The sequence below is a fragment of the Micromonospora sp. TSRI0369 genome (assembly GCF_001905625.1).
In the GTDB taxonomy this organism is placed as follows: domain Bacteria; phylum Actinomycetota; class Actinomycetes; order Mycobacteriales; family Micromonosporaceae; genus Micromonospora; species Micromonospora echinospora_A.
On the sequence record NZ_LIVU01000004.1, the window covers coordinates 212,550 to 227,574 of the forward strand.

Genomic DNA, 15,025 nt, shown 5'->3' on the forward strand with positions numbered 1-15,025 from the left:
GTAGAGGAAGGGCCCCTTCTTAACACCTGGCGTTAAGAAGGGGCCCTTCCTTACAGCTCAGCTGCGGGCTACTGCTTGACGTACGCGTCGACGAAGCTGGGCCAGCCGAAGATGCTGCCGATGAAGATGCCACCGGCCTTCTCGCCGTGCGCCACGGAGACCACCTCGTTGTAGAGCGGCACCGCCGGCGCGGACTCCTTCATCAGCTTCTCGTCCAGCTTGCTCCACTCCTCGGCCTGCTTGGCCGGGTCCAGCGCCAGCACCCGGTCGAACTCGGCGTTGATCGCCTCGTTGTTGAGCTGGGACGTGTTGCTGTTGCCCTCGGCCTTGAGGCTGCGGCCGTCGAAGAGCACCGGCAGGATCGAGGCGCCGCTGGGCCAGTCGGCCGCCCACGAGTCGACCCACAGGTCCCACGGGTTGCTCTTCTTCTTCACGAAGTCGAGGTAGCCGTCCTCGGGGATCGGCTTGACGGTCACCGTGAAGCCGGCCTTCTCCAGCGCGTTCTTGACCTGGGTGGCGGTCTCCTGCGAGGCGGTGTCGTCAGAGGTGCCGAGCACCAGGTTCACCGACTTGCCGCCCAGCGTCTCCTTCGCCTTCGCCGGGTCGCCGCTCTCACCGGCCGGGTACGCGTCGAACTTCTTGTACCCGAGCGTGGTCGGGGGAAGCAGCGTGGTCAGCGGCACCGCGCCGTACGGTCCGCCGAGGTTCTTGGTGATGCTGCTGCGGTCGATCGCGTAGTTGATCGCCTGCCGCACGGTCAGGTCGGTGACCCGGGTGGTGTTGATGCTCAGCCGGTACGCGTTGGGCGTCGCCGCGACGATCATCCGCGCCTTGAGCGCCGGGTCGCCGGTCACCTTCGCGATCAGCTCGGGCGGTACGCCGCCGGTGGCGACCGCCGCCGCGTCGTTGCCGGTGCCGGCGAGGACCCGGTTGGTCTGGGTGGTGTTGTCCGAGCCGAGCGCCCAGACGAACTTGTCCGGGTATGCGTGCCGCACCGGGTCGGTGGCCGGGTCCCAGTTCGTGTTGCGCTCCAGCACCATCTCCACGCCGGGCTGGATCTTCGTGAACCGGTACGGCCCGGACGAGAACGGCATGTTGTCCAGGTTGACGCCGGTGTCCTTGTCCGGCGGCAGCGGCGCGGTGGCCGGCAGCGACACCGCGAACGGCAGGTCGCAGCGGGGCTTGTTGAACTCGAAGCGCAGCGTGCGCGGGTCCGGCGTGGTCAGGCCGGGCGGCAGCGAGGTCTTGTTCTTCTTGAAGTCCCACTTGGTGTCGTACTGCGGGCTGTCGGCCAGCCACTCCTGCAGATAGGTGGGGCCGCCGGTCAGGTCCGGGTCGAACGAGCGGGCGATGCCGTACGCGATCTCCTTGGAGGTGATCGGACGGCCGTCCTCGAACTTGACGCCCTCCTTGATCGTGAACTCCCAGACCTTGCAGTCGTTGTTCACGTTCTTGCCGGGCGTCTCGGCGAGGTCGCCGACCAGCGTGACGTTGCCCTTGCCGTCGTCCTTGAAGGTGGTGAGGAACCGGGCGTAGAGCTGGCTGCCCATCAGGCCGGCGAACGAGTAGACCCGCTGCGGGTCCAGGTGGGAGATCTTGCTCTCGCGCAGGATGTAGAAGGTTCCGCCCTTGGCCGCGCCGGGCACGTCGGCCGCCGGGCCGAGCGAGTCCTTCGGGTCGGTCGCGATGGCGCCGCTGCGGGGCTTGTTCGTGTCCGCGGTGTCGCCGTTGTCGCCGGTGTTCTTGCTGCACGCACTGAGGGCGACCACCAGTGCCATCGCACCGCCCACGGCGGTGGCGAGTCTTGCTCGCATACTCAACTCCTCGGGTCCGATGAAGGAAAGCTTCGCCTAGCTTTCGCTCGCGGTAAATTTCGAGCAGGTAACGGGGCCACAACGATCGACCACCGGCGACGCCCGGATCAGCCCAGACGCACTCGCGGATCGATGAACGCGTAGAGCAGATCGACAACGATGTTCGCCACCACAACGAACAGCGCCGACACCAGGACGGTGGCCATGATGGTCGGCAGGTCGCCCTGCCGGACCGCCTCCACCGCCGTACGCCCCAGCCCCTGGATGCCGAACGTCGTCTCGGTGATGACAGTGCCGCCCAGCGCCGCGCCGACGTCGATGCCGGCGATCGTCACGATCGGCGTGATCGCCGCGCGCAGCGCGTGCCGTCCGTACACATTGCGTTTCGCCACGCCCTTGGCCCGCGCGGTCCGCACGAAGTCCTCGGAGAGCGTCTCCAGCATCTGCGCCCGCGACAGCCGGGCGTAGATCGCGGAGAAGAGCAGCGCGAGCGTCACCCACGCCAGCACCAGGCCGCGCGCCCATTCGATCGGATTCTCCAGGAACGGCACGTAGCGGGGTGTCGGCAGGATCTTCAGCGAGTACACGAAGACCAGCAGCAGCACGGCGCCGACGAAGTAGAGCTGCAGCGAGGCGAACGTCAGCGTCAACCCGATCGAGATGCGGTCGAGCAGCGAGCCCCGCCGTAGTGCCGAGATCATCCCGAGTCCGACCCCGAGCGCCAGCCAGAGCACCGCCGCCGGGAGCACGATGTTCAGCGTCACCGGCAGCACCCGGGCGAACGTGTCGGTCACCGATTCGCTGTTGACGTAGGAGTAGCCGAGGCAGGGCGCCTCGCACTTGCCGCCCTGCGCGCTGCCGAGGTCACGGCCGACGAAGATGCCCTTCATGTAGTTGACGTACTGCGTCGGCTTCGGGTCGTTGAGCCCCAGTTCCGTACGCACCCGTTCCAGCCGCTCGGCGTTGCAGTTCTTCGGGCACATGCCGGTCACCGGGTCGCGGGGCAGCGCGAAGAACATGAGGAAGCTGACGATGCTCACCGCCAGCAGCACCGAGACGGCGAGCAGCAGCCGCTTCAGCAGAAACCGCACCATGGCGTCGAACCCCCTACCGTGACGACTTCGGGTCGAGCGCGTCGCGCAGCGCGTCGCCGAAGAGGTTGAACGCCAGCACGAGCGCGAAGATGGTGATGCCGGGGAAGAAGACGTACGCCGGGTCTGTCTGCAGGTAGTCGATGCTCCGGTAGATCATCCGGCCGAAGCTCGGCACCGACTCGGGCAGGCCGACGCCGAGGAAGGACAGCGCCGCCTCGCCCGTGACGTACGACGGCACGGCGAGCGAGAACGCCACCAGGATCGGGGCCCAGATGTTCGGCAGCAACTGCCGGAACAGCATGTGCCCGAGCCCGGCGCCGCTGGCCCGCGCCGCCTCCACGAACTCCCGCTCGCGCAGCGAGACCACCTGGCCCCGGACGAGGCGGGCCGTTCCGGTCCAGCCGAACGCGGCGAAGACCACGATCAGCGTGGTCACCGCGAACCAGGTCGGCACCGCGTCCCGGGGGCCGTAGAAGCGCAGCGAGAACGTCGGCACCACGGCGAGCGCGAAGATGAGGAACGGCAGCGCCAGCGCGACGTCGGTGATCCAGCTGATCACCGAGTCGACCACGCCGCCCAGGAAGCCGGCGACGATCCCGAGCACCACGCCGATCGTCGTGGTGACCAGCGCGGCGCCGAGCGCGATCAGCAGCGACGTCCGGATGCCGTAGATCATCCGGATGAAGATGTCCCGGCCCAGGCCCGGTTCCAGCCCGAACCAGTGGTCGCCGCTGACGCCGCCCACGTAGCCCAGCGGCATGCCGGTGGCGTCCAGCAGCTCACCGAACTGCTGGTTCGGCGACACGCCGTAGAGCCGCTGGATCAGCGGCGCGGCAACCGCCACCAGGATGAACAGGGCCAGCACGATGCCGCTGACCATGGCGGTGCGGTCGCGCCGCAGGCGGGCCCAGACGAGCTGGCCCGGTGAGCGGCCGACCAGCCGCTTCTTCTCGTCCGGCTCCTGCCCGGGGGACTCGATCTCGGCGAGCGCCACGCCCTCGACCGGCGACAGGCTCATTTCGACACCTCCACGGGTTCGCCGGTCGGCACGCCGACCGGTCCGCTCTCCGGGTAGTGGCAGGCGGTGAGCTGCCCGCCGCCGTCCCGGGTGACCAGCGCCGGCTCTTCGGCGGCGCAGTGGTCGGTGGCTTTCCAGCAGCGGGTACGGAAGCGGCAGCCCGACGGCGGGTTCAGCGGGGTGGGCACGTCACCGGTGAGGCGGATACGGCCGGCCGGGCCGAGCGTGGTGACGTCGGGGATCGCGGACAGCAGCGCCCGGGTGTACGGGTGCTGAGGGCGGTTGTAGATGTCGTCCCGGTCGCCGATCTCGACGATCTTGCCGAGGTACATGACGGCGACGCGGTGGCAGAAGTGGCGGATGACGGCCAGGTCGTGGGCGATGAACACGAACGCCAGGTCGAGGTCGCGTTGCAGGTCGCGCAGCAGGTTGATGACCTGCGCCTGGATCGACACGTCCAGCGCCGAGACCGGCTCGTCGGCCACGATCAGCTTCGGTTTGAGCGCCAGGGCGCGGGCGATGCCGATGCGCTGGCGCTGCCCGCCGGAGAACTCGTGCGGATACCTGTTGTAATGCTCCGGATTCAACCCGACGAGTTCCAGCAACTCCTGGACCCGTTTCTTCACGCCGCCGGGCGGGGTGATCCGGTTGACCTGCAACGGCATCGCCACGATCCGCCCGACCGTGTGGCGGGGGTTCAGCGAGGCGTACGGGTCCTGGAAGATGATCTGCAGGTCCTGCCGCAGCGCGCGCAACTCACGCCGCCCGCCGTGGGTGATGTCCCGCCCCGCGAACATGATGCTGCCCGAGGTGGGTTCCAGCAGGCGGACCAGCATCCGCCCGGTCGTGGTCTTCCCACACCCCGACTCCCCCACCAGGCCGAGCGTCTCACCCGGCCGCACGTCGAAGTCCAGCCCGTCCACCGCCCGCACCGCACCCCGCGCCCGCAGGCCCTGCCGCACCGGAAAGTGCTTGGTCAGCCCGCGTACCCGCAGCAGCGGCTCGGTTTCGGCGCTCATCGGGCCACCCCCACCTGTGCGACCTCGTCGCGGTAGATCCGCTCCCGGTCGGCCGCCGACAGGTGGCAGGCCACCAGGTGACCGGGTGCTCCGGCCGGCCCCAGCTCGGGCACGTCGGTGCGAGACCGGTCGCCGTTGACGTCGGCGTACCGGCAGCGCGGGTGGAACGCGCACCCGGACGGCAGGTTGATCAACGACGGCGGGTTGCCGGGGATCGGCACCAGATCCGCGTCCGCGTCGCCGTGCAACGACGGCACGCTCGACAGCAACCCCCACGTGTACGGATGCTGCGGCGCCCGCAACACCCGCTCCACACTCCCGTGCTCCACCGCCCGCCCGCCGTACATCACCAGCACGTCATCGGCGACCTGCGACACCACACCCAGGTCATGCGTGATCAGGATGATCGCCGACCGGAACTCCTCCTGCAGATCCGCCAGCAGATCCAGAATCTGCGCCTGCACCGTCACGTCCAACGCCGTCGTCGGCTCGTCAGCGATCAACAGATCCGGATCGTTCACCAACGCCATCGCGATCATCGCCCGCTGCCGCATCCCACCCGAGAACTCGTGCGGGTACTGATCGAACCGCTTCGCCGGCTGCGGAATACCGACCCGGTCCAGCATGTCCACCGCCCGAGCCCGCGCCTCCCGCTTCCCGGCCCTCGGATGGTGCACCCGGTACGCCTCGGCAATCTGCCGCCCGACCGAGTAGTACGGATGCAACGCCGACAACGGATCCTGAAAAATCATCGCCATGTCCCGGCCCCGCAACCGACGAATCTCCTCCTCGGCCAGCCCGACCAACTGACGCCCACCCACGGAGATCTCCCCGGAGATGGTCGTGCGCTTCGCGTTGTGCAGACCCAGGATCGCCAGCGACGTGACACTCTTGCCGGACCCGGACTCCCCCACGATCCCGAGCGTGCGGCCCCGCTCAACAGCGAACGACACGCCGTCCACGGCCTTGACCACGCCGTCCTCGGTGTCGAACCGCACCCGCAGGTCTCTGACCTGGAGATAGGGCCCGTCGCCGGAGCGCTGCTCCGGCACCTCCGGACGGTCCGGCTCCCCGGACGGCACCGCCTCCGACCTGCCCATTGACCGCCTCCCCTTCGGTGATGAAGAGAACCTACAGGAAAACCCAGGAGGCGAAAATAAGCTACATCGAGCGGTCTGTCAGCGGCCGTAGCGTAACGACATGGTTTCTGGTCCGCCGATCCTGCCGCAGAGCCAGACCCACCACCCGCGCTCCCGGTGGGCGGGGCTCGGCCCGCCCACCGGGAGACATCAGCCTGCGGCGGTGAGGGTGAGGACCACCGGGCCGCCGGGAAGCGTGCGGCTGTTCGAGCGATCCGGCATGTTCCAGGCGGTGCTGTTCCGGGCGGCGTCGCTCAGCTCGAAGCCCACCGTGTACGCCCCGGCGGGCAGATCCTGCCACCACGGAAGGTAGAGCCACGCGGTAAGCGTCCCGTCGGGGGCCTGGCTGCTACCCCCACCCGACTGGGACACCACCTCGCCGTTGGCGTCGTACACGTAGACGCTCACGCCGGTGATCGGTGCGACCTTCACATCGGCGTCGATGGTGAGCTTGATCGAGGTCTGCCCCACCTCGCTCACCGGCAGCGAGGACGGGTCGAGGCTGGCGCTGCGGGCCGTCGGCGGCTCGGTGCTCGGCACCCGCGTGATCGTCAGATCCGGATCCGGCGCGCCGTACATGCTTCCGTAGAGCGCGACGTTGCCGGCACCGTCGATCACCGCCAAGCCCTCGACCTCACACTGCGCGGTCTGCTGATACACCATGACCTTGACGGCGACACGACCGTCCGCCCTGGTGGTCGGGAGACCCCACTGCTGGCAGCCGCCGACGAGATCGAGCTGCACTGTCGACAGACCCTTGCGGGTGTCGGTCACGACCATGGTGATGTCGGTCATCACCGAGTCACGCCAGTTGTCCACCGGGTTCGGCTCGATCGCGAAGTCGCTGGCCCGTACTGTCGAGTTGGTCGTCGTGGTGACGGACGGCGCGGTCGGGTTCTTGTAGGTGGTCGTCCCGCCGGCGTTGTTGCGCAGCACCAACGCGGCAACCCGCCAGTTGCCGGTGGCGGCATCCGCGGGCACGGTCACGTCGAGCACGCACGGCATGTAGATGCCGTCCTGCTGGCCGCCGGTGACCCGGCCGCATCGCAGCCCGGTGCTGTACTCGTCCCGCTCCCAGGTGAAGGCGGTGGTGACGCTCGCGCCGCCCGGACCGGCCAGCCGGATGGTGCCCTTCCAGAAGCCGGACTGCCCGTCCTGCACGGTGAAGTCGTAGGTCACAGTGGCCGCGCCGTTCCCCACGTAGAAGTAGGGACGGCGCACCGGGGAGCTCAGCGAGATGGAGTCGGCGCTCGGCCCCGACGAGTCGATCAGCGTCCGGGCCGTGAACCGGTAACCGAACGCCTGGAGGCGGGTGCCCGAGACCGTGATGGTGGTGCCCTGGGAACCTATGGTGACCTTCGTGACCTCCCAGATCGCGGTGTCCGCGTCGGAGTAGGCCCGCACCGGAAGGTCGAAGGAGTAGGTGGACTCCTGCGGCGTGCCCGACTCGTACACACCGTCACCGCAGCAGGTCTCCTGGTACGCGTAGCGCGCGACCATGTCGTGACCGACCAGTTCACCGCTGACGGTGCTGCGCATGCGCATGGTGACGGTGCCGAAGATGGAGCCGGCCTCCGGGTCGGTGTTGGTGACCGTCCAGGTGAGCTTGTTGCTGGCGTAGTCGCCGGTGGCGTCGACCGTGTCGTTGGTGAAGGCGAGGGCGGTGAGCTTGAGTCGCGGGGCCGCGGCGTGGGCGGCAGTGGCACCGAACATGGTTGCGGCGACCATGACGACGAGCGTCAACGCACCGCGGAGTAGTCGGTGCCCGGAAGTGGCAGACATGGACCATTACTTATCAGCGTCCGGCGACTCGGGTTGTCCCGTTCACGCGCAGGTCGGCATCGATTTCACCACAGCCCACCTCGGAGCCGGTCGGATGACGTCGTCCCCTGACGGATGTCGGTGCGCTGGCCTAAGGTCGGGCGCATGAGCGAGTTCGACGCGGCGACCGCCGCCGTCCAGGCCGCCCTCGACGCGGGCGCCCGGTACGCCGACGCCCGGGTCATGCACCGCCGCTACGAGTCGATGTCGGCGCGCAACGGCGACATCGAGGAGCTGAGCCAGGACGAGAGCATCGGGCTGGGCGTACGCGCGCTCGTCGGATCGGGGTGGGGCTTCCACGCCGTACCCGATCTGTCCGACGCGGCGGCCCGCGACGCCGGCCGGCGCGCCGCGGCGATCGCCACCGCGAGCGCGCGGGTTCCCGGCCCGCCGATCGACCTGGTGCCGGCCGAGGCGGCGGTGGCGAGCTGGGTCTCGGAGTGCGCCGTCGACCCGCTCGGGGTGCCGCTGTCGGACAAGGGTGACCTGCTGGTCCGCGCCACCGCCACGATGCGTGAGCACGGCGCCGACCTGGCCGAGGGGCTCTACCAGATCTGGGACACCACGAAGTGGTTCGTCTCCAGCGAGGGCCATCGGATCGACCAGCACATCCGGGAGTGCGGCGGCGGCATCTCCGCCACGTCGATCGGCGACGGCGAGACGCAGCGCCGGTCCTACCCGAGCTACCGGGGGCAGTACGGCACGACCGGCTGGGAGCTGGTCACCTCGCTGGACCTGGCCGCGCACGCCGCCCGGATCGCCGAGGAGTCCCGCGAGCTGCTTACCGCCCCGCTCTGCCCGGCCGGCGAGACCGACCTGATCCTCGGCGGCGAGCAGCTCGCCCTGCAGATCCACGAGTCGGTCGGGCACGCCATCGAGCTGGACCGCATCCTCGGCTGGGAGGCGGCGTTCGCCGGCACGTCCTGGCTCGACCTCGCCCGGCTCGGGTCGCTGCGCTACGGCTCGGAGCTGATGAACGTGACCATCGACCCGACCATCCCCGGCGCGCTGGGCAGCTTCGGTTACGACGACGAGGGCTCCCCCGCGGTGGCCCGGGACGCGGTCCGCGAAGGGCGGTGGGTGGGGGTGCTCGCCGGCCGGGACTCGGCCGCCGTCGCCGGCCTGGACTACGGCGGCAGCGTACGGGCCGACGGCTGGGCGCGTCTGCCGATGGTGCGGATGACGAACGTGGGCCTGGAGCCCGGCCCGCACACGCTGGACGAGATCATCGCGGCCACCGACGACGGGGTGCTGATGGACATCAACAGGTCCTGGTCGATCGACGACAAGCGGCTCAACTTCCAGTTCGGCTGCGAGGTCGGCTGGGAGGTGAAGAAGGGCCGTCGGGGGCGGATGCTGCGCAACCCGACGTACACCGGAATCGGGCCGGTCTTCTGGCGCTCGATGGACATGCTCTCCTCCGAGACCGTCGCCTGGGGCACGCCCAACTGCGGCAAGGGGCAGCCCGGCCAGGTCGGGCACACCGGCCATCCGGCCGCGCCGGCCCGGTTCCGCGGCGTCCGGGTGGGGGTGCGCGCATGAGCGAGCGCAGCGAGCGAATCAGCAGGCTCAGGGCGGCAGTGCCTCATGACGGCACGGAGCGAAGCGGAGTGCCGGCATGAGCGCCGAACTGGGGATCGCCGCCGGGGTGGTGGACCTGGTCCGGCGTACGGCCGGGGCGGATGCCGAGGCCGAGGTGCTGGTGACCCGCTCCGATCTGGCGCTGACCCGGTTCGCCAACTCGTTCATCCACCAGAACGTGGCCGAGACCGGCGTCGCCGTACACCTGCGGTTGCACGTCGACGGGCGGACCGCGACCGGCAGCGGCAGCCGGGCCGACGCCGACGGGCTGGCCGCGCTCGTCGAGCGGACCCGGGCCGCGGCCCGGCTCGCGCCGCCCGACCCGGCCTGGCCGGGGCTGACCGCGCCGACCGCGACGCCGTCCGGCCCGGCCGTCGACGAGGCCACCGCGTTCGCCTCACCCGACGAGCGGGCCGAGCGGGTACGCGCGTTCGTGGACGCGGTCGACGGGCTGGAGGCGGCCGGCTACTGCCGCACCGCGTACCGGTCGGGGGCGTTCGCCAACTCGGCCGGGCACACGGCGGCCGGAAGCGCGGCCGAGGCGGCCATGGACGGCATCGCCCGCGCCGGCGCGGCGGACGGGGTGGCGCGGCTCTGCGCCGACCGGCTCGCCGACCTCGACGGCGCGGCGCTCGGCGCGCACGCGGCGGCGAATGCACGGGCCGCGGCCGACCCGGTCGAGCTGCCGCCCGGACACTACGAGGTGGTGCTCGAACCGGCCGCCGTCGCCGACCTGCTGCAGAACCTCGCCTGGTTCGGCTTCAACGGCAAGCGGTACGCAGAACGGCAGTCCTTCGCCGAGCCCGGCACCGCCCAGTTCGACCCGCTGGTGACGCTGGTGGACGACCCGCTGCACGCCGGCACGCTGCCGTTCGACCTGGAGGGCACGCCCCGGCGGGCGCTGCCGCTGGTGCAGGCGGGCACCACCCGGGCGGTGGCGTACGACAGGCGCGGCGGCGCGGAGGCGGGTGCCGGGTCCACCGGCCACGGTATGCCGGGTAGCGCGACCTTCGGGCCGATCCCGCACAACATCCGCCTGCTGGCGGACCCGGGCGTCGCCGATGCGGGCGCGACCGTCGCGGCCGGGCCGGTGAGCGCGGGCGTCACCGGAGCGGTGGGCGACCCGGACACGGCCGCGCTGGTGGCCGGGATGCGGCGTGGGCTGCTGGTGAGCGACTTCTGGTACACGCGGGTGCTGGACCCGAAGCAGTTGGTGGTCACCGGGTTGACCCGCAACGGGGTGTGGCTGGTCGAGGACGGCGTGCCGACCCGGGCGGTGCGCGACTTCCGGTTCACCGAGTCGTACCCGCGGGCGCTGGGGCCGGGGCGGGTGCTGGGCCTGGGCCGGGCACCGGTCCGGCAGCCGGGCCGGGTCGACGGGTCCTGGTACGAGGCGCCGGCGTTGCGGCTGTCCTCCTGGCACTTCACCGGCGGCGCGTCCGGGTGATCCCGGCGGGCCGCCGGGCGCACCGCGGCGCCGGTCCGGCGCACCGTTCGACCGACCCGCCACATTGATCATGAAGTGACTCTTTCCAAGCTGCGGGACACACGGGACACTGCGTTGCGCGGCCGGGCCGTGAAGATCGGCGTAACGTGTGTCACTTAGCCGCACCGGTTCGCCGGTGTGGCCTCGTGCGTGCGCAAGACGTGACAGTGACGTCAGGGAGATGACTCGAATGACAACTACGTCGGCCAAGACGCCGAGATCGCAGCCGCGGGGAGGGCGGGCGCGCGCCGCCATCGCGGCGAAGACCTTGCGGACCGACAGGTGGTGGTTCGCTCCGCTGATCACCGTGGTCGGGCTCAGCGCCTGGGTCATCTACGCGACGGTCCGGGTCTTCATGCACAAGTGGTACTGGGTCGAGCAGTACCACTACCTGACACCGTTCTACTCCCCCTGTGTCACCGACCGCTGCGTCGAGGGCTCCTCGCACTTCGGCCAGTTCCTGCCCGGCTGGTGGATCATCCCGGACGCGGCGCTCACCCTGCCGTTCCTGCTGCTGTTCCGGCTGACCTGCTACTACTACCGCAAGGCGTACTACCGGTCGTTCTGGCTGTCGCCGCCGGCCTGCGCGGTGCCGGACGGGCACCAGTCGTACAGCGGCGAGACGCGGTTCCCGCTGCTCGGGCAGAACCTGCACCGCTACTTCTTCTACGCCGCCGCGATCATCTCGCTGGTCAACACCTGGGACGCGATCCTGGCCTTCCACTCCCCCGAGGGCTTCGGCTTCGGCCTGGGCAACATCATCCTGGTCGGCAACGTGGTGATGCTGTGGGCGTACACGATCTCCTGCCACTCCTGCCGGCACATCATCGGCGGGCGGCTCAAGCACTTCTCCAAGCACCCGATGCGCTACAAGGCGTGGACCGGGGTGTCCTGGTTGAACGTCCGGCACATGCAGCTCGCCTGGATCACCCTGGGCACCCTGGCCCTCACCGACTTCTACGTGATGGCGGTCGCCGCCGGCTGGATCAACGACCTGCGGTTCATCAACTGAGAGCCTGGACATGACTGAGACGCGAATCGAACGACACCACTACGACGTCGTCGTGATCGGGGCCGGTGGCGCCGGCCTGCGCGCGGCGATCGAGGCCCGGCTGGCCGGCAAGAAGACCGCGATCATCTCGAAGTCGCTGTTCGGCAAGGCGCACACGGTGATGGCCGAGGGCGGCGCCGCCGCCGCGATGGGCAACGTGAACTCGCGCGACAACTGGCAGGTGCACTTCCGGGACACCATGCGCGGCGGCAAGTTCCTCAACAACTTCCGGATGGCCGAGTTGCACGCCAAGGAGGCGCCGCAGCGGATCTGGGAGCTGGAGACGTACGGCGCGCTGTTCGACCGCACCAAGGACGGGAAGATCTCGCAGCGCAACTTCGGTGGCCACGAGTACCCGCGCCTGGCGCACGTCGGCGACCGGACCGGCCTGGAACTGATCCGTACGCTCCAGCAGAAGATCGTCTCGCTCCAGCAGGAGGACAAGCAGGAGTTCGGCAGCTACGACGCGCGGATCCGGGTCTTCTCCGAGACCACGATCACCGAGCTGCTGCTCGACGGTGACCGCGTCGCCGGCGCGTTCGGCTACTACCGCGAGTCCGGCGAGTTCGTCCTGTTCGAGGCGCCCGCCGTGGTGCTCGCCACCGGCGGCGTCGGACGGTCCTACAAGGTCACCTCGAACTCCTGGGAGTACACAGGGGACGGTCACGCGCTGGCGCTGCGCGCCGGGGCGACGCTGATCAACATGGAGTTCCTCCAGTTCCACCCGACCGGCATGGTCTGGCCGCCCTCGGTGAAGGGCATCCTGGTCACCGAATCGGTACGCGGCGACGGCGGGGTGCTGAAGAACTCCGAGGGCAAGCGGTTCATGTTCGACTACGTCCCCGACGTGTTCCGCAAGCAGTACGCGGAGACCGAGGAGGAGGCGGACCGCTGGTACACCGACCCGGACAACAACCGGCGTCCGCCGGAGCTGCTGCCCCGTGACGAGGTCGCCCGCGCGATCAACAGCGAGGTCAAGGAAGGCCGGGGTACGCCGGCCGGCGGCGTCTACCTGGACATCGCCTCCCGCAAGTCGGCCGAGGAGATCCGCCGCCGCCTCCCGTCGATGTACCACCAGTTCAAGGAGCTGGCCGACGTCGACATCACCAAGGAGCCGATGGAGGTCGGCCCGACCTGTCACTACGTGATGGGCGGCGTCGAGGTGGACCCGGACTCCGGCGCGGCGTTCGGCACGGTGCGCGGGCTCTACGCCGCCGGCGAGGTGTCCGGCGGCATGCACGGCTCCAACCGGCTCGGCGGCAACTCCCTGTCCGACCTGCTGGTCTTCGGCAAGCGCGCGGGCGGGCACGCGGCCACGTACACCGATCAGCTCACCAGCCGCCCGGCGGTGTCGGTGGCGGCGGTGGAGGCCGCCGTGGAGACGGCGCTGGCGCCGTTGCAGCGCGACACCGGCGAGAGCCCCTACCAGCTCCAGCAGGACCTCCAGGTGGTCATGGGCGACCTGGTCGGCATCATCCGCCGGGAGGGCGAGCTCGCAGACGCCATGCGCAGACTGGCCGAGCTGCGGGAACGGGTGGCGAAGGTGAGCGCGGTCGGCGGCCGGCGCTACAACCCGGGCTGGCACCTCGCGCTGGACCTGCGCAACATGCTCGTGGTCTCGGAGTGCACCGCGATGGCGGCGCTGGAGCGGCAGGAGTCGCGCGGCGGGCACACCCGGGAGGACTACCCGGCGATGGACCCGAAGTGGCGCGGCGTCAACCTGGTCTGCTCGCTGGACGGGGAGACGGTCCGGCTGACCCACAAGCCGCTGCCGAAGATGCGGCCGGAGCTGATCGGGCTGTTCGACCGGGCCGAGCTGGCCAAGTACCTGACCGACGAGGAACTCGCCGAGTTCGACGCCCTCACCGAGGAGGCGAACAACTGATGGGAAACAAGCGCCAGTTCCGCATCTGGCGGGGCGACGAGACCGGCGGCGACCTGAAGGACTACACGGTCGAGGTCAACGAGGGCGAGGTGGTCCTCGACGTGATCCACCGGCTCCAGGCCACCGAGGCGCCCGACCTGGCGTGCCGGTGGAACTGCAAGGCCGGCAAGTGCGGCTCCTGCTCCATGGAGATCAACGGCAAGCCGCGGCTGGGCTGCATGACCCGGATGTCGACGTTCGAGGAGGCCGAGACCGTCACGGTGACCCCGCTGCGCACGTTCCCGGTGATCCGGGACCTGGTCACCGACGTCTCGTTCAACTACGAGAAGGCCCGGGAGACCCCGGCGTTCGCGCCGCCGGCCGACGTGGCGCCCGGCGACTACCGGATGCAGCAGGTCGACGTGGAGCGCTCGCAGGAGTTCCGCAAGTGCATCGAGTGCTTCCTGTGCCAGAACGTCTGCCACGTGATCCGTGACCACGAGGAGAACAAGCCGGCGTTCTCCGGCCCCCGGTTCTTCATCCGGGCGGCCGAGCTGGACATGCACCCGCTGGACGCCCGTACCGACCGCCGGGAGTACGCGCAGTCCGACATGGGACTCGGCTTCTGCAACATCACCAAGTGCTGCACCGAGGTCTGCCCCGAGCACATCAAGATCACCGACAACGGGATCATCCCCATGAAGGAACGGGTCGTCGACCGCAGGTACGATCCCCTTGTGTGGCTCGGTAACAAGATCTTCCGGAGGGGTCAGGTGCCTCAGACCAGCGCGACCAGCGGGCATTCCAGCGGTGCCGTCACGTCCGGAGGGGCGCACGGCGGGGCGCACGCGCACTCCGGCGGGACGCACTCGCACGGCGGGGTGCACTCGCACGCGGGCGGCTCGCACGACAGCGCCGCCGAGCGGCAGGCCCAGCAGGGCGTCAACTGGCACCGTGAGGTGCCGCACCCGACCGCCCCGGCGGTGGACGCCAACGGCAAGCTGCCGCTGACCGAGCTGACGTTCAACCGGGCCGCCGCGCCGTCGCCGTTCGGCGACGACGTGACGTTCCCGCTGCCCCCGGAGCACCTCAACTTCGCTCACCCGCAGCAGGACGAGCCGAAGCACTGAGCAGCAGC

At 69.9% G+C, this 15,025-nt stretch carries 11 protein-coding genes; 5 read left to right on the forward strand and 6 right to left on the reverse strand.

The features are described 5' to 3' along the window. Positions 1-68: 68 nt before the first annotated feature. The 6 genes from AMK25_RS13910 to AMK25_RS13935 all read right to left on the reverse strand — a co-directional run bounded on the left by AMK25_RS13910 (position 69) and on the right by AMK25_RS13935 (position 7,812). A complete protein-coding gene (locus AMK25_RS13910) occupies positions 69-1,814 on the reverse strand; it encodes an ABC transporter substrate-binding protein (protein ID WP_073828803.1) in 1,746 nt (581 codons plus the stop codon). Between the two features lie 107 nt (positions 1,815-1,921). Then, complete coding sequence (locus tag AMK25_RS13915; protein WP_073828804.1) at positions 1,922-2,908, reverse strand: ABC transporter permease; 987 nt, start codon at positions 2,906-2,908, stop codon at positions 1,922-1,924. A gap of 13 nt (positions 2,909-2,921) precedes the next feature. Next, complete coding sequence (locus tag AMK25_RS13920) at positions 2,922-3,926, reverse strand: ABC transporter permease (protein WP_073828805.1); 1,005 nt, start codon at positions 3,924-3,926, stop codon at positions 2,922-2,924. After that, the gene (locus AMK25_RS13925) at positions 3,923-4,945 is read right to left on the reverse strand and encodes an ABC transporter ATP-binding protein (RefSeq protein WP_073828806.1); all 1,023 of its coding nucleotides are present in this window, start codon (positions 4,943-4,945) and stop codon (positions 3,923-3,925) included. The genes AMK25_RS13920 and AMK25_RS13925 overlap by 4 nt, the downstream gene beginning before the upstream one ends. Continuing rightward, positions 4,942-6,045, reverse strand: coding sequence for an ABC transporter ATP-binding protein (locus tag AMK25_RS13930; RefSeq protein ID WP_073828807.1), 1,104 nt, complete (start codon positions 6,043-6,045; stop codon positions 4,942-4,944). Before AMK25_RS13930 ends, AMK25_RS13925 begins: the two co-directional genes overlap by 4 nt. Positions 6,046-6,234: 189 nt before the next feature. Continuing rightward, positions 6,235-7,812, reverse strand: coding sequence for a hypothetical protein (locus AMK25_RS13935; protein ID WP_073828808.1), 1,578 nt, complete (start codon positions 7,810-7,812; stop codon positions 6,235-6,237). A 198-nt stretch (positions 7,813-8,010) separates the two neighbouring features. Between AMK25_RS13935 and AMK25_RS13940 the strand changes: the two genes are divergently transcribed. The 5 genes from AMK25_RS13940 (at position 8,011) to AMK25_RS13960 (ending at position 15,017) form a co-directional block, all read left to right on the forward strand. Next, positions 8,011-9,447: a TldD/PmbA family protein gene (locus tag AMK25_RS13940; RefSeq protein ID WP_073828809.1), complete on the forward strand. Its 1,437-nt coding sequence runs from the start codon at positions 8,011-8,013 to the stop codon at positions 9,445-9,447. Between the two features lie 76 nt (positions 9,448-9,523). Continuing rightward, positions 9,524-10,933, forward strand: coding sequence for a TldD/PmbA family protein (locus AMK25_RS13945; protein WP_073828810.1), 1,410 nt, complete (start codon positions 9,524-9,526; stop codon positions 10,931-10,933). Between the two features lie 229 nt (positions 10,934-11,162). Beyond that, positions 11,163-11,984, forward strand: a complete 822-nt coding sequence (locus AMK25_RS13950; protein ID WP_073828811.1) for a hypothetical protein — start codon at positions 11,163-11,165, stop codon at positions 11,982-11,984. Between the two features lie 10 nt (positions 11,985-11,994). Continuing rightward, positions 11,995-13,908, forward strand: a complete 1,914-nt coding sequence (locus AMK25_RS13955; RefSeq protein ID WP_073828812.1) for a fumarate reductase/succinate dehydrogenase flavoprotein subunit — start codon at positions 11,995-11,997, stop codon at positions 13,906-13,908. Continuing rightward, positions 13,908-15,017 (forward strand): succinate dehydrogenase/fumarate reductase iron-sulfur subunit, encoded by a 1,110-nt coding sequence (locus AMK25_RS13960; protein WP_073828813.1) that lies wholly within the window; start codon positions 13,908-13,910, stop codon positions 15,015-15,017. Before AMK25_RS13955 ends, AMK25_RS13960 begins: the two co-directional genes overlap by 1 nt. Positions 15,018-15,025 lie beyond the last annotated feature (8 nt).